General features: G+C 42.0%; 26 protein-coding genes. All 26 read right to left on the minus strand.

Going from position 1 to position 22,968, the window contains the following annotated elements:
• Window positions 1-340: 340 nt before the first annotated feature.
• Complete coding sequence (locus Q0A12_RS05840) at window positions 341-1,393, minus strand: flagellin (RefSeq protein ID WP_291291722.1); 1,053 nt, start codon at window positions 1,391-1,393, stop codon at window positions 341-343.
• 343 nt (window positions 1,394-1,736) lie between these two features.
• Window positions 1,737-2,657, minus strand: a complete 921-nt coding sequence (flgL, locus tag Q0A12_RS05845; RefSeq protein ID WP_291291723.1) for a flagellar hook-associated protein FlgL — start codon at window positions 2,655-2,657, stop codon at window positions 1,737-1,739.
• Between the two features lie 4 nt (window positions 2,658-2,661).
• The gene (flgK, locus tag Q0A12_RS05850; RefSeq protein ID WP_291291724.1) at window positions 2,662-4,179 is read right to left on the minus strand and encodes a flagellar hook-associated protein FlgK; all 1,518 of its coding nucleotides are present in this window, start codon (window positions 4,177-4,179) and stop codon (window positions 2,662-2,664) included.
• An 11-nt stretch (window positions 4,180-4,190) separates the two neighbouring features.
• The gene (locus Q0A12_RS05855; RefSeq protein ID WP_291291725.1) at window positions 4,191-4,547 is read right to left on the minus strand and encodes a hypothetical protein; all 357 of its coding nucleotides are present in this window, start codon (window positions 4,545-4,547) and stop codon (window positions 4,191-4,193) included.
• Window positions 4,548-4,823, minus strand: coding sequence for a flagellar biosynthesis anti-sigma factor FlgM (gene flgM, locus Q0A12_RS05860; protein WP_291291726.1), 276 nt, complete (start codon window positions 4,821-4,823; stop codon window positions 4,548-4,550).
• Window positions 4,824-4,923: 100 nt separating this feature from the next.
• Window positions 4,924-5,991 (minus strand): flagellar motor switch phosphatase FliY, encoded by a 1,068-nt coding sequence (gene fliY, locus Q0A12_RS05865; protein ID WP_291291727.1) that lies wholly within the window; start codon window positions 5,989-5,991, stop codon window positions 4,924-4,926.
• Window positions 5,988-6,995 (minus strand): flagellar motor switch protein FliM, encoded by a 1,008-nt coding sequence (gene fliM, locus Q0A12_RS05870; RefSeq protein WP_291291728.1) that lies wholly within the window; start codon window positions 6,993-6,995, stop codon window positions 5,988-5,990. The genes fliY and fliM overlap by 4 nt, the downstream gene beginning before the upstream one ends.
• A gap of 18 nt (window positions 6,996-7,013) precedes the next feature.
• Window positions 7,014-7,406, minus strand: a complete 393-nt coding sequence (locus tag Q0A12_RS05875; RefSeq protein ID WP_291291729.1) for a chemotaxis protein CheW — start codon at window positions 7,404-7,406, stop codon at window positions 7,014-7,016.
• 20 nt (window positions 7,407-7,426) lie between these two features.
• Window positions 7,427-7,789, minus strand: a complete 363-nt coding sequence (locus tag Q0A12_RS05880; protein ID WP_291291730.1) for a response regulator — start codon at window positions 7,787-7,789, stop codon at window positions 7,427-7,429.
• A 14-nt stretch (window positions 7,790-7,803) separates the two neighbouring features.
• On the minus strand, window positions 7,804-8,385 hold the full coding sequence (locus Q0A12_RS05885) for a chemotaxis protein CheC (RefSeq protein ID WP_291291731.1): 582 nt from the start codon (window positions 8,383-8,385) through the stop codon (window positions 7,804-7,806).
• Window positions 8,382-10,412, minus strand: coding sequence for a chemotaxis protein CheA (locus Q0A12_RS05890; RefSeq protein WP_291291732.1), 2,031 nt, complete (start codon window positions 10,410-10,412; stop codon window positions 8,382-8,384). The genes Q0A12_RS05885 and Q0A12_RS05890 overlap by 4 nt, the downstream gene beginning before the upstream one ends.
• A 21-nt stretch (window positions 10,413-10,433) precedes the next feature.
• Window positions 10,434-11,207: a protein-glutamate O-methyltransferase CheR gene (locus Q0A12_RS05895; RefSeq protein WP_291291733.1), complete on the minus strand. Its 774-nt coding sequence runs from the start codon at window positions 11,205-11,207 to the stop codon at window positions 10,434-10,436.
• 4 nt (window positions 11,208-11,211) lie between these two features.
• On the minus strand, window positions 11,212-12,213 hold the full coding sequence (locus Q0A12_RS05900) for a chemotaxis response regulator protein-glutamate methylesterase (protein WP_291291734.1): 1,002 nt from the start codon (window positions 12,211-12,213) through the stop codon (window positions 11,212-11,214).
• 16 nt (window positions 12,214-12,229) lie between these two features.
• Window positions 12,230-12,766, minus strand: a complete 537-nt coding sequence (locus Q0A12_RS05905; RefSeq protein WP_291291735.1) for a chemotaxis protein CheD — start codon at window positions 12,764-12,766, stop codon at window positions 12,230-12,232.
• Window positions 12,733-13,188 (minus strand): chemotaxis protein CheW, encoded by a 456-nt coding sequence (locus Q0A12_RS05910; RefSeq protein ID WP_291291736.1) that lies wholly within the window; start codon window positions 13,186-13,188, stop codon window positions 12,733-12,735. The genes Q0A12_RS05905 and Q0A12_RS05910 overlap by 34 nt, the downstream gene beginning before the upstream one ends.
• Before the next feature lie 18 nt (window positions 13,189-13,206).
• Window positions 13,207-14,502 (minus strand): methyl-accepting chemotaxis protein, encoded by a 1,296-nt coding sequence (locus tag Q0A12_RS05915; RefSeq protein WP_291291737.1) that lies wholly within the window; start codon window positions 14,500-14,502, stop codon window positions 13,207-13,209.
• 153 nt (window positions 14,503-14,655) lie between these two features.
• Window positions 14,656-15,366, minus strand: coding sequence for an ATP-binding cassette domain-containing protein (locus Q0A12_RS05920; RefSeq protein WP_291291738.1), 711 nt, complete (start codon window positions 15,364-15,366; stop codon window positions 14,656-14,658).
• A gap of 11 nt (window positions 15,367-15,377) precedes the next feature.
• Window positions 15,378-16,160 (minus strand): flagellar hook-basal body protein, encoded by a 783-nt coding sequence (locus Q0A12_RS05925; RefSeq protein ID WP_291291739.1) that lies wholly within the window; start codon window positions 16,158-16,160, stop codon window positions 15,378-15,380.
• A 10-nt stretch (window positions 16,161-16,170) separates the two neighbouring features.
• Window positions 16,171-16,872 carry a flagellar hook-basal body complex protein gene (locus Q0A12_RS05930; protein WP_291291740.1) on the minus strand — a complete coding sequence of 234 codons (702 nt, stop codon included), beginning with the start codon at window positions 16,870-16,872 and terminating at the stop codon, window positions 16,171-16,173.
• Window positions 16,869-17,579 (minus strand): FliA/WhiG family RNA polymerase sigma factor, encoded by a 711-nt coding sequence (locus Q0A12_RS05935; protein ID WP_291291741.1) that lies wholly within the window; start codon window positions 17,577-17,579, stop codon window positions 16,869-16,871. Before Q0A12_RS05935 ends, Q0A12_RS05930 begins: the two co-directional genes overlap by 4 nt.
• A gap of 32 nt (window positions 17,580-17,611) precedes the next feature.
• A complete protein-coding gene (gene flhA, locus Q0A12_RS05940) occupies window positions 17,612-19,687 on the minus strand; it encodes a flagellar biosynthesis protein FlhA (protein WP_291291742.1) in 2,076 nt (691 codons plus the stop codon).
• Window positions 19,688-19,702: 15 nt separating this feature from the next.
• The gene (gene flhB / locus Q0A12_RS05945; protein WP_291291743.1) at window positions 19,703-20,770 is read right to left on the minus strand and encodes a flagellar biosynthesis protein FlhB; all 1,068 of its coding nucleotides are present in this window, start codon (window positions 20,768-20,770) and stop codon (window positions 19,703-19,705) included.
• Window positions 20,771-20,784: 14 nt separating this feature from the next.
• Entirely contained in the window at window positions 20,785-21,537 is a 753-nt protein-coding gene (gene fliR, locus Q0A12_RS05950) for a flagellar biosynthetic protein FliR (protein WP_291291744.1), read from the minus strand.
• Window positions 21,538-21,548: 11 nt separating this feature from the next.
• The gene (gene fliQ, locus Q0A12_RS05955) at window positions 21,549-21,812 is read right to left on the minus strand and encodes a flagellar biosynthesis protein FliQ (protein ID WP_291291745.1); all 264 of its coding nucleotides are present in this window, start codon (window positions 21,810-21,812) and stop codon (window positions 21,549-21,551) included.
• Between the two features lie 25 nt (window positions 21,813-21,837).
• The gene (gene fliP / locus Q0A12_RS05960) at window positions 21,838-22,599 is read right to left on the minus strand and encodes a flagellar type III secretion system pore protein FliP (protein ID WP_291291746.1); all 762 of its coding nucleotides are present in this window, start codon (window positions 22,597-22,599) and stop codon (window positions 21,838-21,840) included.
• The gene (locus Q0A12_RS05965; protein ID WP_291291747.1) at window positions 22,596-22,961 is read right to left on the minus strand and encodes a flagellar biosynthetic protein FliO; all 366 of its coding nucleotides are present in this window, start codon (window positions 22,959-22,961) and stop codon (window positions 22,596-22,598) included. The genes fliP and Q0A12_RS05965 overlap by 4 nt, the downstream gene beginning before the upstream one ends.
• Window positions 22,962-22,968 lie beyond the last annotated feature (7 nt).

Genomic DNA, 22,968 nt, shown 5'->3' on the forward strand with positions numbered 1-22,968 from the left:
CAACCGATGCCTAAGCAAATACATCCTATGCTGCTCAGATCCAGCTGTTTTGCGCGAATTATTTCCTGCACCGAATCTCAGAGGTTCTCCAACAAAGTGTTCACATTCTTGCAGACATAAAAAACAGCACCGTTTCCTATGCCCTGTGATGACAGACCGAAGTGTCCGGCCTGATGCCTTGCTGTAAAACTGGCTTAATTTTGTGACGCTCTTTGTTTGGTGCCTCTTCATTATGTGAATTATGTGAGTGGTCATCAATCAACCGGTGTTTTTAGTGGTGCTATGTAAAAGACAAGGACCGCGCTTCCCCCTACGGTCCTTGCTTTTGATTTCCCCAATATTATTGAAGTAAGCTCAATACGCTGTTTGGCATTGAGTTTGCTTGTGCCAACATAGAAGTTGCAGCTTGAGAAAGGATGTTGCTCTTAGTAAAGCTCATCATTTCTTGCGCCATGTCAACGTCACGGATACGTGAGTTTGCTTCAGAAAGGTTTTCTTGTGTTGTACCCAAGTTGTTGATTGTGTGTTCTAGACGGTTTTGAGCCGCACCTAAGTCCGCACGTTGTGCAGAAACAGTTTTGATGGCTTCATCGATTTTGGTGATAGTATTTTCATCTGCAATTGCTTTAAGTTCTGCTTTTCCTTCATCAGAATTTTTGTAAGCTGCTAGAGCTGCATCATATGCTTTTTGTGCTGCTTCTTTAGCCGTAGGGTCAGCTGCTGCTGCAATTGCATCTTTCATTTCTTTAGCTGTTTTACCAGAAGCATCATCAATTGCTCCAGTTGCTGCATCAAATTTATGGGATGTAGTAGCGTAGAAAGCATCTGCAGTTACTTTTTCTTCATCTTCTGCTTCACCAAGTTTTAAAGCGTCTACACCTAATGCTGCAGCACCCATATCACCGATTTTTACGTTCATTGTTTGGTTCGCATTGGCACCGATTTGGAAGATGAAAGAAGCTTTTTCACCACTTTCTCCCCCTTTTAATAAGCTCTTAGTATTGAATTCTGTTGTTGTACTGATACGATCGATTTCGTCAGACAAAGCAGAAAATTCTTTTGAGATTGCTTCGCGGTCATCTGTACTCAAAGTTCCGTTTGAACTTTGAACTGCTAGGTCACGCATACGGCCTAAGATGCTGTGTGTTTCATTTAACGCACCTTCAGCTGTTTGGATCAATGAGATACCATCTTGTGCATTGCTTTTCGCTTGAGACAATCCACCGATTTGGCCTTTCATTTTTTCAGAGATTGCTAGTCCAGCAGCATCGTCGCCGGCTTTGTTGATACGCATACCTGAAGATAGTTTTGATAAAGAGTTGCTTTTAGAAGCATTTGCTGCTGTTAAACGAGAGTAAGTGTTTAACGCAGACACGTTTGTATTGATTCTCATTTGATTATTCCTCCTAATTTTTCGCTAAGGTTTCCCTCTGTTTATATGTATCGGAAGAAAAAGCTGTTAGTTAAGATGAGGAAATAAAAAAAATCAAAAAATTTTTTCTAAACGATCTTTTCCCTATGGATAAGCTGGTTTCCTGGCCGGTTGTGCAACAGTCCTGCCAGCCTCTCTGATTTTCCGATTGCTAGCATTCCGTTGCTTGTGGCTGGTGGCAGCGAATTCCTTTACAAGCCACAAAAAACTCCACTTAGACAAAGCGCCTAAATTGCAACTGGGTTGCAAAAAGCGCTCTTTCTAAGCAGAGTTTATGATTTCTTACAGTTCAATCGAAGTTTGACTATCTGATATAGTCAAGGATCGTCAATTGCATGATTTTTGTTCCCATCGCCAATGTACTTTGGTAAGCTGTCATTTGATTTGAAAATTCCATGTACTTCTCCACAAAATCAATATCTTGTTTATTGGAAAGTGTTTCTGTCAAATTCAGTTTCTCCGTTTCATTACGATCCGAAGCGGATTCCAGACGATTGTACAAAGCCCCGATTTGGGAACGCACATTGACAAAGTTATTTGCATATTCATCATGTGCTTCCAACAATTTGCCCCCTAAAGCTTCCTTATCATCATTGCGTAATGCAGACAATAAATCATTGAAATAGGTGCTCAAATTTTCTGGATCTGTTTCTGTTCCCGTTTCATTCATTAAGCGACTGCCGTCAGAGAGTAGATCGACGGAAACACCGTTTGCGATTTCTCGCGGCAAATCTTTGCTCGTGCCATTGTACTTGATCTCAACGATCTCGCCATTTTCACGAACAATCTCAAAGGGTGGTTTTGTCGTACTAGTACCACCAAAAATATACCGGCCATCATAGTTTGTATTCAAAGCTTCTACGATACCTTCGATTTCTTCTTCAATCTCCGCTTTGTTAGCAAAGGTTTCGTCTTCTCCATTGGTGCCATTGGCTGAAGACTGGATCAATGAACGAATTCGTAGCATCGATTTACTAACATTATCCAGCGTAGAATCTTGCACTTTAGACCATGAAATACTATCTTTGATCGTGCTGCCAAATGTGGCATTTTGGTTGATTGAACCTGTCAGATTCATGATTTTAGAAATAAGCAAAGGATTTTCAGAAGACTTACTGACTTCTTTCAAACTAGATAACTGATTTAGCGTCTTATGAACTTTAGAGGCATTTGTTCCTAGATTACGAATAAAATCACTATAGGTAATATTATTTGAAATACGCATTTATCTATACTCCTGTCCGATTAATCAAGGTATCAAGCATTTCAGAAACCACTGAAATGATTCGTGCATTTGCTTGAAACCCTTGTTGAAACCTGATCACGTCAGACATTTCTTCATTGATCGAAACCCCTGAAACGGATTGATTTCGGTATTCTAACTGATTCAGCAAGGATAACTGAGCACTAGCAGTATTATCCGCTTGTTGTTTTGAGATCCCGTTCTTTGTAACAATACTGTTGAAGTAGCTATCACAAGTCATACCAGAATCGTTCTTGAAAGTAAGGGTGTCGGGGTCAAAAGAAGCAATCGTTTCGTCAGAAAGTGGGAAATCTAATTTCGCATTTCTTAGTTTAGCCATCGCTGCTGCTCGTGAGCCATCCCCGGATTCGCCGGTTTTACCTGCCTGCAATAGCGTAGGATCGTCGATCACCTTTTGAGAGACTTTGATCGTACCAGCGGCATCCCCTTCACCAAATTCAAATAGCCCGGTTGCATTTGGATTTCCAGAAGTAAAGATGGTATTGACTGCTTTCGCGATCGTCGTAGCAAAGTTATTTAATTCACTTAATCGATTGCCGATCTCCGTCACAGAGACTTGTAAACCGCCGATGGTTCCTTCTTTAATTGGCAACTCTTCGTAACCCGTTGTTCCGTCTTCTGCAGTTTTATTGATCAGAATCGTTCCAGCAGGATAGTCTCCATCAATCGCTTCTCTTGGATTTAAGCTATTGCCATCTTTTGAAACCAGTGTTTGCCCATCCGCATTTTTACCCATCGCGACACTGATTGTGTTACGCTCGCCTGGTTTTAAGATCGTTTGGCCACCGATTGAGACATGTCCCCGGCCGTATTGGTCAAAAGATGTCTCGATTGGTGCTAGCCCGGAGAGATCTTTCAATAGATTATCTCGCAGATCCAACAAATCGTTGGAGGTTTGTCCATCTGTTGCTAGGGAATAAATCTGCTCATTCAAAGACTCTAGTTGTTTGATCTTTTCGTTAAAATCCAGTGCTGTTTTTTCAATGTCATCGACTGTATCGCCTTGCAGCTGTTTCATTTGAGAAGACATTTGATTGATGATGTCCGCTAATGTGCTGCTATTTTCCAAAACTAGACTTTTCGCTGTATCTAATTCCGGGTTGTTGGCTAGTGTTGTCCAGGCATCAAACATCGTTGACAGCTGTTTTGACAAGCCGTTATCTGAAGGTTCATTTAAGATACCTTCCAATTGGCCAAGGATATCTGCTTTTTGATCATAGTAGGTATATTTTGAGTTCGCATTTCGTACTTGCCCAATCACAAAATCATCTACGACCCGCTGCACACTATTGACTTTGACCCCAGTTCCAATCGTTCCCGCACCTGGCAGATAATAGGGTTGTTTGGTTTGTAAATTCACTCGTTGCCGTGAATAACCGTCTGTATTCGTATTGGCGATATTATGGCTGCTTGTTTGTAGTGCGACTTGGTTTGCGCTCATACCGCCAGTAGCGGTACCAAGTGATCCGAATAATCCTGTCATAAAAGTACTCCTTAAATTTTTTGGTCAATGATCGCTGTCTGAACAGTCGCCTTTTCAGTATATTTCGAATAGGTATTCGCTACGGGCTGAATGTTGTCTTTGACCGCATCCATCAACGTTTTCTGGTAACTGATCGCTTGTTCTGTTAATAGTAGATTTTCCTCTTGCTGCCATTGGATCTGTTGAATCAATTCCTGGCTCTTAGTTGAAAGAGAACCATCGTAAGATTCAATGATCGGGACAAAGCTTTCTTTCTTCTCTACTAATTCGATCAACTTTTCTCCTTGCCCTTTGATCAAATATTCTTTTTCTTTGACCAAAAGCCGCAAAAAGCGTTGCAATTGTCGTTCAAATTCACGTTCTGTCATCTAATCCGCCTTCTTTACATCGCTTGCAAGCATTTTAGTAGCAATTGCTTCTGCGGATACTTGATATGTGCCATCTTTGATGGATTGTTTCAATGCAGCAACACGATCCGCGCGGGTTGCTTCACTGCAACCGCTATTTTTGATCGTTTGTGCAGTTTTTGATAATTGGACATCAACCTTTTTTTCAGCAGCGGTTTTTTCCGCTTTGGTTGACTGAGTTCTTTCTCGTTGGATGGCTTTATCGCTATACTCTGCATAACCTCTTGCGATTTTCATGAGAGTTCCTCCATTCTCGGTGCTTCTTCTTAGTTTATACTATCGGATAAAAAGAAAAAAAGTTAAACCTTTTTGTTTAACTTTTTCTAAGAAGTTTTACTTAACTCAAATTATGAATCCGTTGTTTTTGTGACAGGATATTCGTGATGCGGACACCAAAGTTTTCATTGATGACAACTACTTCTCCTTTGGCGATCAATTTTCCGTTCAAGAGTATTTCTAATGGCTCATCTGTCAGCTTGTCCAATTCGATGACCGATCCTGCATTGAAAGACAAAATTTCTTTGACAGTCTTTTTGCTGCGGCCTAAGACAACACTAAGATCCAATGGAACATCAAGGATCAAATCCAGATTGTCGCCATCGGTGATTGGCGTTGGATTTAACGGTTGGAAAGCTGGCTGGCTGACTTCCACTTTTGGCTGGTTGACGACTGTCTGTGTTTGAGTTTGCGCTTGTACTTGAGGCTGTGGTGCAGCTGCCGGTTGTGGATCTGCAGGTACTTCCCGGTCTACGACTGTGGCTTGATCTGCCAGCATTGCTGAAACGATATCGTCAACCACTGGGTCAGTAAAGATTTGCATGATCTCACTTTCGATGGCGCCTTCGACATTCAATGAAAAAGAGATACAATAGATTTCTTCTTCTTTGACTGCTTCGTATTCCAAAGCTTCTGTTTCATTCCACAATTTGACTACAGGCGGCAAAATATCGACTTTGCTATTGATCATCGTGGCCATTGAGGTAGAAGCTGTACCAATCATCTGATTCATCGCTTCGGCAACGGCACTTAATTCTAACTCGGTGAACTGGGTACTTGTCGTCTCGCCAGTGCCTCCCATCATCAAATCCGCGATAATGATCGCATCTTTGACTTCTAACAGCATCAAATTGCTGCCAGTCAATCCTTCTTTAAACTCAACGATCGTCGCAACTTTCGGTGCTTCCAAATCATCAAGGATCTCTTGGAGTTTGATTCTGATGACACGTGGCGTTGTAATGCTGACACGGCGATTCAAAATCGACGATAAGGTAGTCGCGGCTTGAGACATTGAAATATTCCCGACTTCACCGATAATATCAACTTTGACTTGTTCATCTACTTCTTGCTGAGAGGTTTCTTGATTCAACAATGCATCGATCTCTGATTGGGTAAAACTTTCGCTCATTCTTCTTGCTCCTCTTCTAACTTATCTAATAATTCAATGGCCAGCTGATTTCCCTGCTTGCCGGGTTTCGCACGATAAAAATGCTTCCCATCAACAAATGTTTCCAATGGTTCGGTGATCTTTTTATCTAATTTGATGACGTCTCCGACTTCCAAATGAATGAAATCTGAGAGACTCATCTGTGCGTGTCCCAACAAAGCTTCTAGATTCAATGCGACCCCGTTCAAACTTTTTTGCAGCTCGCGGCTATCCTCAGAACTGGCTGGTTGATTACTGTCGAACCAATTGCGGAAACTTAATTTATCGATGATTCCTTCAAAAAAGACATATGGGACACAAAGGTTGATAAACGTTTTCGTCTCAAATATTTTAAACGTAAAGGTAACCAATACAACAGGTTCGTTTGGCGACATGTTTTGCAGTAATTGCGGGTTTGTATCTAATCCGTCCAAAGTTGAATCTAGCTTCACGATATCTTGCCAGACATTTTCATAGACACGGACAAATAAACTGACCACTTCTTCCAAAATAGCTGTTTCAATATCCGTAAAGCTTGTCTTGTCTTCTAGATTGATCTCTGATTGCATACTTTGATAGGTTTCTAACCCACCACACAACAGTTCCACCATCAACATACACAGTTGAGGATTCATTTCGATGAATTGAATCCCATTTAGTGGTTGGGAACGAAAGAGCCCCAATAAGGTAAATTTAGGAATCGAATGGATAAACTCATCGTAACTTATTTGTTCGATAGCAGCCAACTGCAAAGTCACATTGGTACGCAATTGAGTAGAAAGCATACTGCTGCTCATTTTAGAAAAGTCTTCAAAGATCATGTGCAGGGTATTGACGTACTCTTTGGATAACTTTGTTGGTCTGCGAAAGTCGTAAGCTTTCACTTTTGGCTGCTTGTCTTCATCATTTATTTCTTTATCGATCTCTCCTGTACTCATTGCGTTCAGTAAGAGATCTATTTCTTGCTGCGTCAATACCTGATCCACACTAATCCCCCATTTTTCTTAAAAAATCAATTGATCAATTTTGATCACGCTTGCTACTTTATCTGGCAATGATACGACGCCAATCGCATGATCACTATTTTCTTGATCATTTAATTGCAGGTCTTCCTCTTTTATTTCCAGCACTTCGATGACTTCTTCGACCAAAACGCCCTTTCGGTCATCGCCTTGCTTCATGATCAAAACATTGCGATCTTCAGCAGAACTTGATACTGCGATCAGTTTAGAGAGCCGAATCACTGTCAAGACGGTGCCTCGCAGATTGATTAGACCCTCGACCCATACAGGCGCTAACGGAACTTTTGTGATTTCTGGTGCATCGATCACTTCTTCGATCGATTCCGCAGAGATCAAGTAATGTTGCTGCGCCATTTTAAAAAGAATCATTTGCATATCATCACATCCTCTGAGGTCTAAGCAAAAGCTTTATCAATAGCCGCGATCACTCGGTCGGTATCAAATGGTTTTACGATGAAATCCATCGCTCCTGCTCGAATAGCATCCATTACCATGCCTTGTTGTCCCATGGCGCTGCACATGATGACTTTCGCTGCACCATCAAAGGAACGAATCATTTTTAACGCTTCTAAACCGTCAACTTCCGGCATCGTGATATCCATTGTCACCAAATCTGGAGAGGTTGCTTGGTATTTCTCGTATGCTTCTTTCCCATTTTGTGCTTCTCCGACGACTTCATAGCCATTTTTTTCAAGGATATCCTTTAATTTCATACGCATAAATACCGCGTCATCAACGATTAATACTTTTTTTGACATAATTGTTGCTCCCTTCAAATACCTAATGTACCAAATATTTCTTCTAGAACACCCGCTTCAGGAATAAAAAACAGCGAGGCATCCAATATTTCTGTTTCATAAGAAAATTCATTGCGAATGACCAGAATCTGATCATCAAATTGATTCAGTGCCAGATACAGGCTGCTGATCGCAGCACCAAAAAAATCATAGTGAGCGGTCGGCAACGAGGCGGATAATTCCGCGGACAACAGCTGACTGATAGCATTCAGAAATGAATTAAACACAATGTTTGTCAATTCACTGATGACAGATTGTTTGATTTCCTCTGTAACAGTGTCCATGACCAAATGAGTCAATCGTTCAGCCGCCGCATCCGAAAGAACAAAGAGAAAGACGCCACTAAAGCCACCAGTGATTGAACTGATTACAGCATGAACTTCTTTATCTTCTTCCATGATTTGAGAATAGAGTGTTTGATAGTCGAGGACGACGACTTCAGGCACATTCATCGAGATAGGTAGATTGATCAATTTTGAAATACTTGTGGCAGCATTTCCACCGCCGATGTTGATCAATTCTTTTAACCCATCTAATTGCATTTCGGTGTATTTCATTGCCGTTCATCCTTCTTTTCTCCGCAAATCGCATTGACATCTAAAATCAACGCAATCGAACCATTCCCTAAAATCGTTGCGCCTTGATAGCGATCCAGCTGCTGTAGCAGAGGATCGATTTTTTTGATGACGATTTCTTGCTGCCCCACTAATTCATCTGCCAGCAACCCGTAGTATTGATGTTCACTGTTGACGATGATGGCAAATTTTTTCTCTGCTTCACCGCCCTCAATTCTTAACAGCTGATCCGTGCGAATGATCGGAATCAGTTCTTCTTGGAAGCGATAGACTTCATTAGAAACTGTTTTGAGAATTTCTTCTTCTTTAATTATCACTACCCGCTCAACTAAATCAAGTGGAATAGCAAATGTTTCTTCTCCTACACGTACCATCAACGCTTGAATGATTGACAATGTCAGCGGCAACTTGATCGTAAAGCGGGTGCCTTTATTGGGACGACTCCATAGTTCAATCGTTCCCCCTAAATCGGCGATCTTCGATTGCACGGCATCCATTCCTACGCCTCGACCGGAGATATTGGTGACCTTCTCAGCAGTCGAAAATCCGGGATGAAAAATCAATTGTTGGATTTCTTCATCCGACAGTCCCGCAGTAGCCAGTCCTTTTCTTTCAGCGCTGGCTTTGATGACTTGGGGATCTAGCCCCTTCCCATCATCTTCTAACGTAATGATGACGCGGTTTCCTTCTTGATAGGCAGCCAAACGGATCGTTCCTTTGCGGTCTTTCCCTAGGGCTTCACGGTCGTCAGGATTTTCGATGCCGTGATCAACAGAGTTGCGCAACAAATGTACCAGCGGTTCACTTAGTTCAGAAACCACGGTCTTATCCAATTCTGTTTCTTCCCCAATGATTACTAAGTCCATTTCTTTCTCTAATTCTGTGGAAAGATCCCGAACCATTCGTGGGAAGCGACTGAAGACGACATTGACCTGCTGCATCCGAATCCGCAAAACAAGATCCTGCAACTCGGAAGTCAAATGGGAGACTTGCTCAAGCGGGTCTTTAATGGCTTCGATATTTTCACGATGGCTCACATCTTCCAATTGATTTCGATAAACAACTAGCTCTGATACCAAGTCTAAAAAGGAATCCAATCTTGAAAGGTCGACCCGGATCGATTGATTTGAAACTGAAGAATGATGATGGGCAGTCGCTGTTTCTTTAGCAGGTGTCTTATCGGTTGTTGTTTCCTTATGAGCATCTGCTTTTGGTTTTTCCTGATTTATTTGAGAATCTTTGACTTGGAAAGGTATCACTTGAAACTCTTCGATCTCACTATTGCTAGCAATATTCTTTTGGACTTCATCCAACTCATTTTGAGTAAGGTAGACAAGCTTAAAAACAGAATCAAAGTCGCCTTCTTCCAATTGCTCTGCACTCGGTTCGGTATGCAAAATATCCCCCGATTGTTCGAGCTTTTCCATGATCAAAAAGGCCCGGGGACCTTTGAGCATCGAGTCTTCTTCCAAACGAATCGCGATACTAAAGGCATGGTAATCCCCTGAGACAGCTTGGTCGATCACAAAAAGATCGGATGAATCTAAATGCTCGAAAGCAGCTGCAAGTTGGGTAGCAGTACTCGAACCACTTTCTGCCACCTGTTGCGAATCGGTTTCGCCACTACTTTGTTCCACTTGATCCAGTTCTGATAGTAAGTCGGTGATCTGGTCTTGCTGTAGTTCTTTTTCTTCCCGCAAGTCTTCCACCAATTCGGACAAGCGATCCAAGCACTTAAAAATCAAAGAGATCGAGTCACTAGTCACTGGTAAAGTTTCTGTTTTAAACAACTCAAAAATATTTTCCATTTTATGGGTCAGCTGTGTCATGACGTCATACCCCATCGTTGCTGCCATACCTTTAAGCGTATGCGCGGAACGGAAAATATCATTCAAAAGCGCTGTGTCTTGCGGATTGCTTTCCAACTCTAACACATGGTCATTTAATTGTTGTAGATGATCATCTGTTTCTTCAAAGAAAAGCGTACGATACACGCTATTATCATCCAAATGAATCCCTCCTTTGCGAAATCATACTTTTTGATAAATAAAGGAATCGATTTTTTTTAACCCGAATTTTTCCGAGAAATTAATCGTTTCTGTTGCTCCGGTAAATAAGATACCTCCTGGCACTAAGGCATCACTGAATTTTTGATACACTTCATCTCTGGCATCACTCTTGAAATAAATCGTTACATTTCGACAAACGATCACATGATTGTTCTTCTCATAGGGATCCTTTAACAGGTCATGCTTTTTGAAATGTACTTTTCGTTTCAACTCTGGCTTGATTTGATAGGCATTTTTTTCCGTAACATCAAAATAGCTTGCCAGTTCACCTGAGGGGACGTTCCGTAACTCGCTTTTGCGGTAGACGCCTTCTTTTGCTTTTGCTAGAATCTGTTGATCAATATCCGTTGCCAGAACGGTTGGTGTTGCCAAGCGATTTTTTTCTAAAATCATCGCGATCGTATAAGGTTCTGCACCGATTGAACAAGCGGCACTCCAAATTTTCGGCAAGTGAAATTGAGGAACGATCTTAGTCAGTAATGTTTTTTCAAAGGCATCGAACAACTCTTTATTTCGATAAAATTCCGTCACATTGATGGTGATATGTGTTAAAAAAGCTTCTCTAGCAACAGCATCTTTCTCCAAAAGCCGTTGATATTCCTTCAGGTTTTTGGCACCCGAATTTTCCATGATCGTCAAAATGCGTCGCTGCATTTGACTCTCTTTATAGGCCGCTAATTGTACACCGAGACGATCGGTGACCCATTGATTGAACTGTTCAAAATCTGTTTGCATTTTCTCACCCGACCATCTGTCCGATTTTTATTTCAATATTCCTAAGTGCTAGCACTTCATCGACTGCATTTTGCTCGATAGCATAACGGGGCATTCCGAAGACAACGCAGCTGTCTTTGTCTTGCGCAATGGTATATCCGCCTTTTTGCTGGATCGTTTGCATTCCTTTTGCGCCATCTTTTCCCATTCCAGTCAGCAAAACACCTACTAGGCCATCTTGATAGACACTTGCGGCTGAGGTAAATAAATAATCAACCGCTGGTCTGGTGCCGTGCAGCTTTTCCCGTTGATCCAAATGGAAACGACCTTGTCGGATGGTCATATGGTAGTCCCCGGGACAAAGATACACTTGGTTTTCAATCGCCATGCCCTCTGTCACTTCTTTGACCGGTACTGTCGTTTCCGTATTCAACCGTTGAGCAAAAGATGCTGTAAACCCGGCCGGCATATGTTGAACGATTATGATCGGGCAATGAAGTCGTTTAGGCAATCTGCGAATGATCCCCAATAACGCCCGAGGGCCACCAGTCGATGAACCAATTACCACTGCCTCGACCATTCGTGGCAACGAACGCGTCGACAGCTTGACTTCCTCTGTATTCGTTTTGACTTCCTTGGAATGATTTTGATCAAGGGAGTCGATTTTTTTGTAAAAATCATTGATCCAATCTTGTTCAATCATCGATAAGTTGACAGGTTTTTCAACAAAATCAGTGGCTCCGAGTTCCAAGCATTCAATCGTGGTTTCCTGATTGGTCAATGAGCTGAGCATGATGACCGGAACCGTGTATTGCTGTTTGATCATTCGCAGTGTTTCTATCCCATTCATCACAGGCATCTCAACATCCATCACAACAAGGTCGAAAGTTTCTTTCGCAAGCTGATCCAGTGCCTGTTTTCCATTACGAGCAACAGCAGCTACTTTGATCTCCGGCATCTGTTCTAATAGATCCGTTACCACTTTTCGCATAAAAGCAGAATCATCTACGATCAATACTCTTTTCATTTTTTTCAGACTCCTTTTATAGATAGATGATTTCTTGATTGACGATTCGGACCATTGTTGTAAAATCATCTAAATCAACAATCATCGTTCTTCCAGTCTTCCCACCAACATGCTTGGCGACAATCGGAATACCTAACTTGGCCAACGACTGTTCAACTGCTTCCACATTGCGCTGCCCGATGTTGCTTGTATTGGTGACCGTCTGAAACTGAAACATATTGGCCCCGCCCACGATTTTAGCCTTAAAGCGTGGTGCACGTACTTTCCGCTGCAATTCTGCAACCATACTTGGCAATGCCAAATCAGCGAACTTGCCCGTCTTGATTTCTTGCTTATGCAAAAACGGTTGACTATCTGGTAACATGATGTGGCTTAGTCCACCGATTTTGCTTCGTTCATCATAAATAATGGTTCCCACACATGACCCTAAGCCCACAGTCAGTAGCTTGTCTGGAAACTTAGCAATTTTATATTCGGAAATTCCCACGTGGATTTCTTGATTTGATTTCAATACACGGGTCAATTTAATGTCTCTCCAAGCGTTTCTATCCATTCTTCGCTCTCAAAATCGAACAAGAAGGAGAGGGCCAACAAGAGGACGACGGATTCTTCGTTCTTCAAGAACTTCTCGATATAACTTTGTTTAAGCCCTGAACGATCCAATTGAACTTGATAATCGGTTTCTTCAAGAGTGGATATCCCAACGATCTCATCGACATATAGTCCCAGATCCTGATCATTCCAATGACACAAAATGACATTGTTCTGTTCAGAAATAGTGGTAAATTCTTTAAACAGCTTGCGACGAACATCAATGATCGGAATCATCTTTTCTTGAAATTCATACACACCTAAAACAAAATCGGCCACTTCTGGCAATTGAATAAATGAACGTGCTTCAATCACTCTTGTCACATGTTGCACACGGATCGCAAAGTGCTGGTCGTGACTTTTAAATATTACATATTGCTCCATCAGCATCTTATCCTCTCATTAGATTTTAAAGCTATCCACTTGGAACTTCAGAATACTTGCAATCGTTTCAATCTCTTGTGCATTTGCTTCAAATTCTTCCACGACCAGATAGAAATCTTCCAAATTGGCCGTCACTTCTTGTGTGCCTGCGGAAGTCTCTGAAACAGCAGCTGAAATATTGCTGACAGATACTTGAACCATATCTTTTTTCTCCACAATACCGGTGATATGTGATTCAACTGTTTGGATACTCATTACTAATTTTTCAACAATATCAGAAATTTCATCCGCTAATCCGATTGCTTTATTGACGTTTTCTGTTTGTTTTTTCCCGCCTTCGTAAGAAGTCATCGCCGCTGAAACAACTTTTTCCGATTTTTTGCGGACAGATTCGATGATGTCGCGAATACTTTTTGTCGATTGACTGCTTTGTTCAGCTAAGCTACGTACTTCTTCAGCCACGATAGCAAACCCACGTCCCGCTTCTCCAGCGCGAGCTGCTTCAATGGACGCATTCAATGCTAATAGATTGGTTTGATCCGAAATATCATTGATCAACTGGACGATTTTACCGATACTTTGAATATCTTCATTCATATCATTCATGCCATCCACTAATTCGGCTTGGTTTCGTCGTTCAACTTCCCAGCTTTTTGATACTTGCAGCATTACTTCCGAATTGCGTTGATTACTGCCATGGGATTTCTCCACATACCCATTCATCAAGTTGATTTCATTATGGATATCTTCAATACTTGTTGCTAACTGATTCATATCAAAAGAGGTCTGTTCAGCTTCTGAAGCTTGTGAGCTAGCCGCATTGGCGATAGCATTCATTGTTTGGCGAACATTTTCGATAGATGTTTTGGCGTTTTTGGAGGTGGAAGACAAATGGCCAACCATCTCTGTCATGCGTGAGCTTTCTTCACGCATGACAGAGATCATTGCTTTAAAAGTATTCAAGACGCCTTTAAAACTATCCTTTACTTTTTTGAAGAGTGGATCATTCCCCGCATTGCTCATTGAATCAATATGAGAAAGATCCCCTGAACTAACGCGTTTCAATTCTGTCAATAAGGTTTCCATTCCCATATGTCCCGCTTGCTTCACCACAAAAGATAGCGCGATGAGGATGACAAATTCCAATAAGAGGACGATTAATGAAAAAATAAAGAACGTGTGGGTCAACTGCTTGTCTCCATAGGTGCGTAATACAAAAAGATAGCAACCGAGTAAGACAACAGCCGTAATAATTAAAGGAATCAGTGTAGAAAGGCGGATTTTTTTGATAACAGTTTGTAACTTATTCTTCATGACAGTATCCTTTCCTGTGCGATATGATCGTCAATGATTTTTATCAAGATTCGCTCTTCACTTGATAAGCGCGGTGTCACTCCTTCTTTATCCGATTATGAAAACAATCTCCTAGTTCCCTAATCGGATAATTCACCAAAAATTTAAGACTTGTCACCAGACATAGGTATCTTTTGGATCCGCAAAACGGGTATACCCACCCTCGCGATCATCACGTACCAGCCGTCCTTCTTTAAGCTCAAAGACACGGTTTCGCACGGTATTGACCATCGTACTATCATGGGTAGCAAGAAGCACCGTTGCTCCTAGCTGATTGAACTTTAAGAACAGCTTCATGATTTCCAATGCTGACTTGATGTCTAAGTTCGCGGTGGGTTCATCAGCGATCAATACTGGTGGATCCGTAACGATCGCTCGAGCAATCGCAATTTTCTTGCATTGACCTACAGATAATTCCTGGGGATAACAGGATTGATAAGCGGTCATTCCCACCATCTGTAATGCTTTGCTGGTTTTTTCTTTGCGGACTTTTCGCGGAACCCCTAGTACCCGCAATGCATACTCAACATTTTTATATGCAGTCATATGCGGCAGTAATAAATCTTCTTGCTGGACGATCCCGACCTGTCGGCGAATCATGTAAAGATGACGATCGCTCAATTTTTCTAGTAAAACATTCCCGATTTGAATAGAGCCTGCTGAAAGATTTTCCTCTTTCAGCAGCAACTTGAACAGTGTCGATTTACCAGAGCCACTTGGTCCTACAATATAGATAAATTCGCCTTGCGAGATCTCAGCGGTGACATTCGCTAATGCTAGCGTACCATTGGGAAACTGTTTGCTGACCTTGGTTAATCGAATCATAGTTCTCTCCTCTAATTAGTAAAACGATTGACAACAGCCAACATATCATCGGTTGTTTGCATAGCTTTGGTGTTGAGCGCATACGCTCTTTGTGTTGTTAACAATTCCGTCATCGAACTAGCTAAGTCTACATTGGACCCTTCTAAATAGTGTTGATTGATGGTTCCGAATGCAGCTGGATCTGCTTGAGAGCTCGTTAACTGGGCATTCTGTGATTGAAATAACTGGTTCCCAACAGGAACTAAATCATTCACATTGGAAGGATTGTAAAGAGTCAATTGCCCTAACATCACCGTCTGTCCGTTTTGCTGAGTCATTAAGCGGCCAGCAGAATCAATTTGAATATTTTGCGCATTTGGCCATTGATTGGTAGGTACTGTCGTCGTCATAGCTACAGGATAGCCATCACTGGTAACTAACCCTTTTGTTGCATCTAATTGGAAATTCCCTGCCCTAGTTAAAAGCAGCTCATTGTTTTCATTCCGGACACCAAAGAAACCCGCTCCTTGGATCGCCACATCTAATGGCTGACTGCTAGCCGTCAACGCCCCTTGTCCAAAATTGGTTCCGGTGGTTGCTGAAGAACCAACGTTCCAACCATACTGGGCAGCATTACCACTAAAGTAAACTTCCTCATTAGATACTGCATTATTGATCAGTTCCTTGAAGTGAGTTGTTTGCGCTTGATAACCATTCGTATTGACATTCGCAATATTATTGGCAACATTATCTAAGTTCTTTTGCAAACTATTCATTCCTGAACGACTGATCCCTAATAAACCGTTCATATTCATTCGTTTATCCTCAAATCTTTCCTAGTTCATTGACTGCTTTTTGTAGTGTTTCATTGGTAGAGTTCAATACTTTTTGGTTTGCTTCAAATTCTCTTGATGTTTGGATCATGGCCACCATTTCATCGGCAACGAGTACATTGGCTTCTTCCAAATACCCTTGCTGAACCGTTGGAGCCGCCGCGAGAGTTCCTGCATTGTCGCTGGTGTAATAAGTTTCGCCATTGGCAATCAGCTGATCTGTTGCAAATAGACGCACTTGAAATTGCGGGTTATCCGTTGCTGTGACGGGTTGATTGCCATTCCCTAAAACGGTGTAGCCTTCTTGCGTCACGTATTGGTTTTGCTGATTAAGGGTGAAATCCCCTTTGCGTGTATATAAAGTCTCCCCTGCAGGTGTTCGTACTGCAAAGTAGCCTTCAGAAAGCAGTGCAAAATCGGTTGCTTGCCCTGTTTGCTTCACTGCACCTTGTGTCTGTTCCAAACTGATGCCGGCTAATTGGTTGCCGAATGCTAATCCGCCAATATCATGACGCCGATTAGCCTGCGCACCTCCCTGGTAATTATGTAAATCCACTTCATCTAATGTTGATTGAAATAGTCGTTTGGCTTGATAGCCAGTGGTTTTGACATTGGCGATATTGCCACTGGTCGTTTCTTGCCGTTTTTGTAACACATTGATGTTGCGGGAAAGAATGTCTAATCCTCGAATCATGCTAATTCCTCCTTGATCAATACTCGTAATTTAGCTACCATTTTGCCGTGGATCTGTGAGACCCGCGGGATCGAGATTTCTAAGATCTCGGCAATCTCTTTGAGTGTCAACTCTTCGGTGTAATACAAACTCAAAATCAACTGCTCTCTTTCCCCAAGCTTTTTGATGCAGGTGGTCAATGCTTGCAGACGTTCTGCTTCTAATAAAGACTCTTCCACGTCCACTGCATCCTTATCGCTGATAGAATCTTTGATCGTCATCCCATCATCTTGAGAAGAAAATAAGGTGTCTTCTAATGAAACACTGGCTAAATAATGCAAGCTTTCATAAATATCTGCCAATTGTCCGCGGTTGATTCCCATCTGTTTAGCGATTTCTAGATCCGTCGCTTCTCGTTTCAAGGTTTGCTCTAATTCTTGTCGTGCTTGGTAAAATTGGTTGACTGCCGCCATTTTATAGCGTGAGATTTTTGCATGCTTGCGTACTTCGTCAATGATCGCTCCTTTGATGCGAAGGACCGCATAACTTTCAAAAGGCACTTTTTTCGTCGGATCGAATTTATTTAAGGCATCCATCAATCCGATGACTCCAATGTTGAATAGATCGCCTTGTTCGTAATCTGTCGTTTTGATCGACATTCGCTGGACTACGCGTTCGACTAGAGGAAGGTATTTGATGATTTCTGTTTCTCTATCCACTTCATACATCGGTTAATCTCCTTTCACTTCGCATTCTTTGCTCATATCTCAATGCTGCCTACCGTTTCAATAGCAATTTCATTAGGGATCTCATTCAATGACAAGATTGCCAAATCTGGAAAATTGAATGTGATCATCTTCTTAAATGGCAAGCGAATCTTCGGTGAAGCAAGAATCACGAAGGAAACATTTTGAGCAATGGCTGTATGTTGGATCGTATTGATCGAATCCAAAATTTTCGTCACTGTCTCTGGTTTTAAGACGGGATAAGAACCTGTGGCTGTCTTTTGAATACTTTGAGCGATCATTTCTTCTAATTTAGGATGAATGACAGCGACTTTCAGCTCATGCTGTTCACCAATATATTTTGCCACGATGGTTCGTTTTAGTGCTTGACGGACATATTCTGTCAAAACTTCTATATCTTTTGTTACCACACCATAATCCGCCAATGTTTCTAATATCGTCGCTAGGTCATTGATAGGAATCTGTTCATCTAAAAGATTCTGCAGTACCTTTTGAACTTCCCCAAGCCTTAAAATATCAGGAATCAATTCATCAATGACTACGTTATACTGCTCTTTGATGCCTTCCAGAAGTTTCTTGACTTCTTGACGTCCCAGCAATTCTGGTGCATGGCTATAAATGATTTCTTTCAGATGCGTTGCGATTACCGTTAATGGTTCAATGATTGTAAAGCCTTGGAGCTCTGCCAACTCTTTGTCTTTCTCATCGATCCACATCGCATCTAAATGAAAGGCTGGTTCTTTGGTTGCAATTCCTTCGAAAGGAAAAGGCTCTTCATTGGGGCTAATGACCATTACTTTGTTTGGATAAATATCGCCTCGTCCTACTTCATTTCCCCGAATCTTGATCACGTAATCATTTGATTCCAGATAAAGATTATCCCGAATACGAACCGGACTGACTAAGATGCCTAGCTCGCGGGCACTTTGCTTCCGAATGGCGACGATACGATTCATCAAGCTATTGTCAATCGAACTATCAACGATTGGAATCAATCCGTAGCCAATTTCAACTGCAATAGGCTCTACTTGGAAAGAAGCGACAGAATCGTCCTCTTCCTGCGCTTCCTTTTTGCGTTCCAAAGCCAGTTTCTGTTCTAGTTTCTTTTGTTCCGTCCGTTGTTTTTCTTCTTGTTGCGTGATCATAAAACTTCCGGCAAACAGACCGCCGCCAATCAAAATGAAAGGAAGTGGCGGAAATCCGGGTACGATGGCCAAGACAAAAAGGATCGCACCTACGATTCGGAAAAGTTGCGGATTTCTTGTCACATCCGCCGCAATATCCAACCCGAAAGAACTATTATTGTCTGAACGAGTAACAATCACCCCTGAAGCAATGGAGATCAGCAATGACGGAATCGAACTAACCAAGCCATCCCCAATCGCCAATTTGCCAAACTGGGAGAAAGCCTCCATGACGGTCATCTGTCCACCCATGGAAAAGATGATCGCGCCGCCGACCAAGTTGATGACTGTGATCATGATCCCGGCGATCGCATCCCCTTTGACAAACTTACTGGCACCATCCATCGAACCGAAGAAGTCAGCTTCCCGTTGCAAATCTTTCCGACGTTGTCGAGCATCGGCTTCCGTAATCAATCCGGCATTCAAATCGGAGTCGATCGCCATTTGCTTCCCTGGCATTGCATCCAATGTGAAACGAGCCGTCACTTCTGAGACCCGTCCCGCACCATTGGTCACGACCGCTAACTGAACAACCATGATGATCACGAATAAAATGATCCCAACGATATAATTACTCCCAGCAACGACATTGGCGAAGGCATCAATAACATGCCCCCCATTTCCTTGGGTTAGGATCAACCGTGTCGAAGACAGATTCAATCCTAAGCGAAACATTGTTGTGATCAAAAGCAGTGTAGGAAAAGTAGTAAATTCCAACACCGTTTTAGTAAACAGAGTAATCAGCAGAATGTTGATCGCAATCGTTAGATTGACAATGATCAAAAAGTCTAAAATAGCTGCTGGTAAAGGAATAATGATTAATCCGATAATTCCGATCACTAAAAAAGAGATCAGAACATCTGCATAACCGATTTTTCTCTTAGATTTTGCTACTGCCTCATTCATGCTGCTGCCTCCGTTTTAAATCTTTCCACGTTCATTTTCTTCTAATTGGTAAACCAGTGCGATGATTTCCGCGATTGCTTCATACATCTCGACTGGTATCAAATCTCCCGGTTCGACTTGTTTATAAAGTGCCCGGGCGATTTCCCGATTTTCGATCATCGGAATGTTCTCTTTTGCCGCTTCTGCCTTCATCCGCTGTGCCAATTGATCGGCACCTTTGGCCAAGACCCGCGGTACGCCTTCATTCTCCGCATCATAGCGGATCGCAATGGCAAAATGCGTCGGATTGGTGATAACGACTGTTGCTTCTTTGACATGGGCGATGGCATTTCGCGTCATCTCGCGATATTTTGCTTTTCGCTGAGATTTGACTTGCGGGTCACCCTCCATTTGCTTGTACTCATCTTTGATTTCTTGCTTGCTCATTTTCAGATTCTTCCGATGGCTGTAACGCTGGTAAACGTAATCTGCGACTGCCAAAACAATCAGAAAAAGAGAAATCTGGAAAAACAAATCCTTCGCTCGTTCAATGAGAAAATAGACCGTTTTTTCTAACCCCACCTCGCTGACCCCCAGCAAGGTAGGAACCGCTGCTAAAAATTTTTGGTAACAAAAATACACAATGATGCCAAACTTTGCCAATGTTTTAGCAAGGTTGGCCAGGGCTCTCGTGCTAAACTGTTGCTTTAACCCACTTACGGGATTAAGCTTTTTGAAATTGGGTTTGATTGCTTTGGCAGAAAACAAAATTCCTACTTGGGCGTAGTTTGTAACCAATGCCACCACATAAGCAATCGCAAAAACCGGGGCACAAAGCAAAAAAAATAATAGAACGCTTTGGAGGCCCAAGCGTGGTAAATCAGCAATACTGGCGTCATACAAATAAAGATGTTCTAACGCTCGAGTAAGAAAAGGCAAAAAGCGTTGTGCGAAAAAGTGCCACAGGGGAAACAACATAAATGAAAAGACCATCAGCGAGACCGCAGCTGCTAACTCTTGTGTTTTAGGAACTTCTCCGCGTTTACGGGCATCCCGCAAACGCTTGGCCGTGGGCTGTTCTGTTTTGCCATCTTTTTCTGACACGCTGTTTCACCTCTCTATGATTTCAATGATGTCATAAACTCTTGTAGATACTTGATCGTATCTGGGAGCTGTTTACTCAAAAAAGTAATCGCATTTGGCAACAGCATCAGAAAAATAATAAAACTGAGGGCTGTTTTAAGTGAAAGACTCATCATTAAGACGTTGATTTGCGGAATCGACCGTGAGATCACTCCTAACACAAGATCTACCATCAACAGGGTTAGGATGATCGGTGCCGCCAAATTCAAGGCCATTTCCATCATCTGGCTGAACAGCCTTACCACGCCTTCAATCGTCGTACCACTAATTTGGACTGTTCCCAATGGGACGATTGAAAAGGAGGCGAGCAATGCTGAAATCAGCCGATGATGCAAATTTAAGGTGAAAAATGTTCCCACAGCCAACCAGTAATAGGTCTTTCCATACTGTGAAACATTCATTTGAATCGTTGGATCATAGGCTTGGGCCATTGAAAACCCTACTTGAAAGTCGATCATTTGACCGGCGATCTGTACACCCGTAAAGACCAATTGACTCAGATACCCCATTGCCATTCCTAGTAAGACCTCTTTCAATGCCAAAATCGCAAACATAACTGGCGTTGCTTCTGGCAATGGATCTACTGCTGGAAAACAAAGGAAGGTAAATGCGACACCGAGGACGACTTTCGCAAGTGATGGAAAGCTTTGTTGTGAAAATATCGGACATAAGATAACAAAGGCCATCATGCGGCAAAAAATCAGGATACTTGCTTGGATCAGTGCCATGCGTTGCCTCCTTATAATGCCGCAATCATCTTAAAGATGGTTTTAGTGAAATTAAGCAAGATATTCAGCATATAATTACCAGCTAAAATCAATGTTAAAAAAATAGCGATCAATTTGGGCACAAAACTTAACGTCTGCTCTTGAATCTGAGTAGTGGCTTGAAAAATACTGATCACTAACCCCACAAGCATAGCGATAAGTAGTGCTGGTCCGGCAATCAGCAAGATCCGGATAAATGCTTCTCGCAAAACGTCGAGGACAGCTGCAACAGACATTGGTTTTCTGCTCCTTTCCTAAGAATTATTGGAAACTCTTGATCAGTGACTCCGCCACCAAATACCAGCCATCAACTAAGACAAACAGTAATATCTTAAATGGCAGTGAGATCATGATCGGGGACAACATCATCATCCCCATCGACATCAAAATACTTGAGACGACTAAATCGATGATCAAGAAAGGAATAAAGAGCAGAAAGCCAATACTGAAGGCTGTACGCAATTCGCTGATGATAAATGCCGGAACCATTACAGTTAAGGGCACTTCATCCGAAGTTTCATATTTTTCTTTTTCTTCAGATGCTTCTGCGAAAAGTTGAATGTCTTTTTCTCGTGTTTGAAGCATCATAAATTCTTTGATCCGCTTTTCCGAACGATCAAAGACTTCTGCTTGCGTGATTTCTTGCCGATCAAATGGTTCAATTGCTTGCTGATAAATATCGGTGTAGACAGGTTTCATAATAAAGAATGTGAGAAACAGAGCCAGACCAATCAATACTTGATTGGGGGGATTTTGCTGGGTACCTAAGGAACTCCGAACAAAAGAAAGCACCATAATGATACGGGTAAACGAAGTCATCATGATCAGTAAAACTGGAATCAAAGATAGGAAGGTCAATAATAAAAACATATTGATCGTATCGTTTGACCCGTTGCCATTAGATAGCAAATCACCAATCGTACCACTTACGTCACCTATGTCTAAGGCAAACGCGGTTTGAGGCATCCACAAACTGCATAAAAGGATCGCTACTATCAGCGGCCATTTTCGTTTTGGACTCATTTTTGTTTGCCTCGTTTCATTTCTAATTGGTTTTTCGCCTTTTTGACCCATTCGGAGAAGTCAGGCACTCGTTGCAGCTCTGACACTTCTCCATTTTTGGTCATCAGTACCGTAGCTTCTTCTTCACTGAGCTCCTTTAAAATCTGGTTCTGCTGTTCCGAAAAACTCATCACATAATATTTGTCAAGGATCTGAACGATCCCAATGGAAGAGGTTTTGCTGACGGCGATTTTTTGTAAAATCCGCAGCTGATTATTTTGTTGGTTCGTATAGCGATTCAAATATTTCAAACTGACATTGATCAGATACAAAATGATTAACAAAAAAGCGATCATTTTAATCAATGAAAAAAATGTGTCCATCAACGTT

Origin of the sequence: Enterococcus sp. (assembly GCF_022711995.1) — a bacterium.
GTDB lineage: Bacteria > Bacillota > Bacilli > Lactobacillales > Enterococcaceae > Enterococcus_D.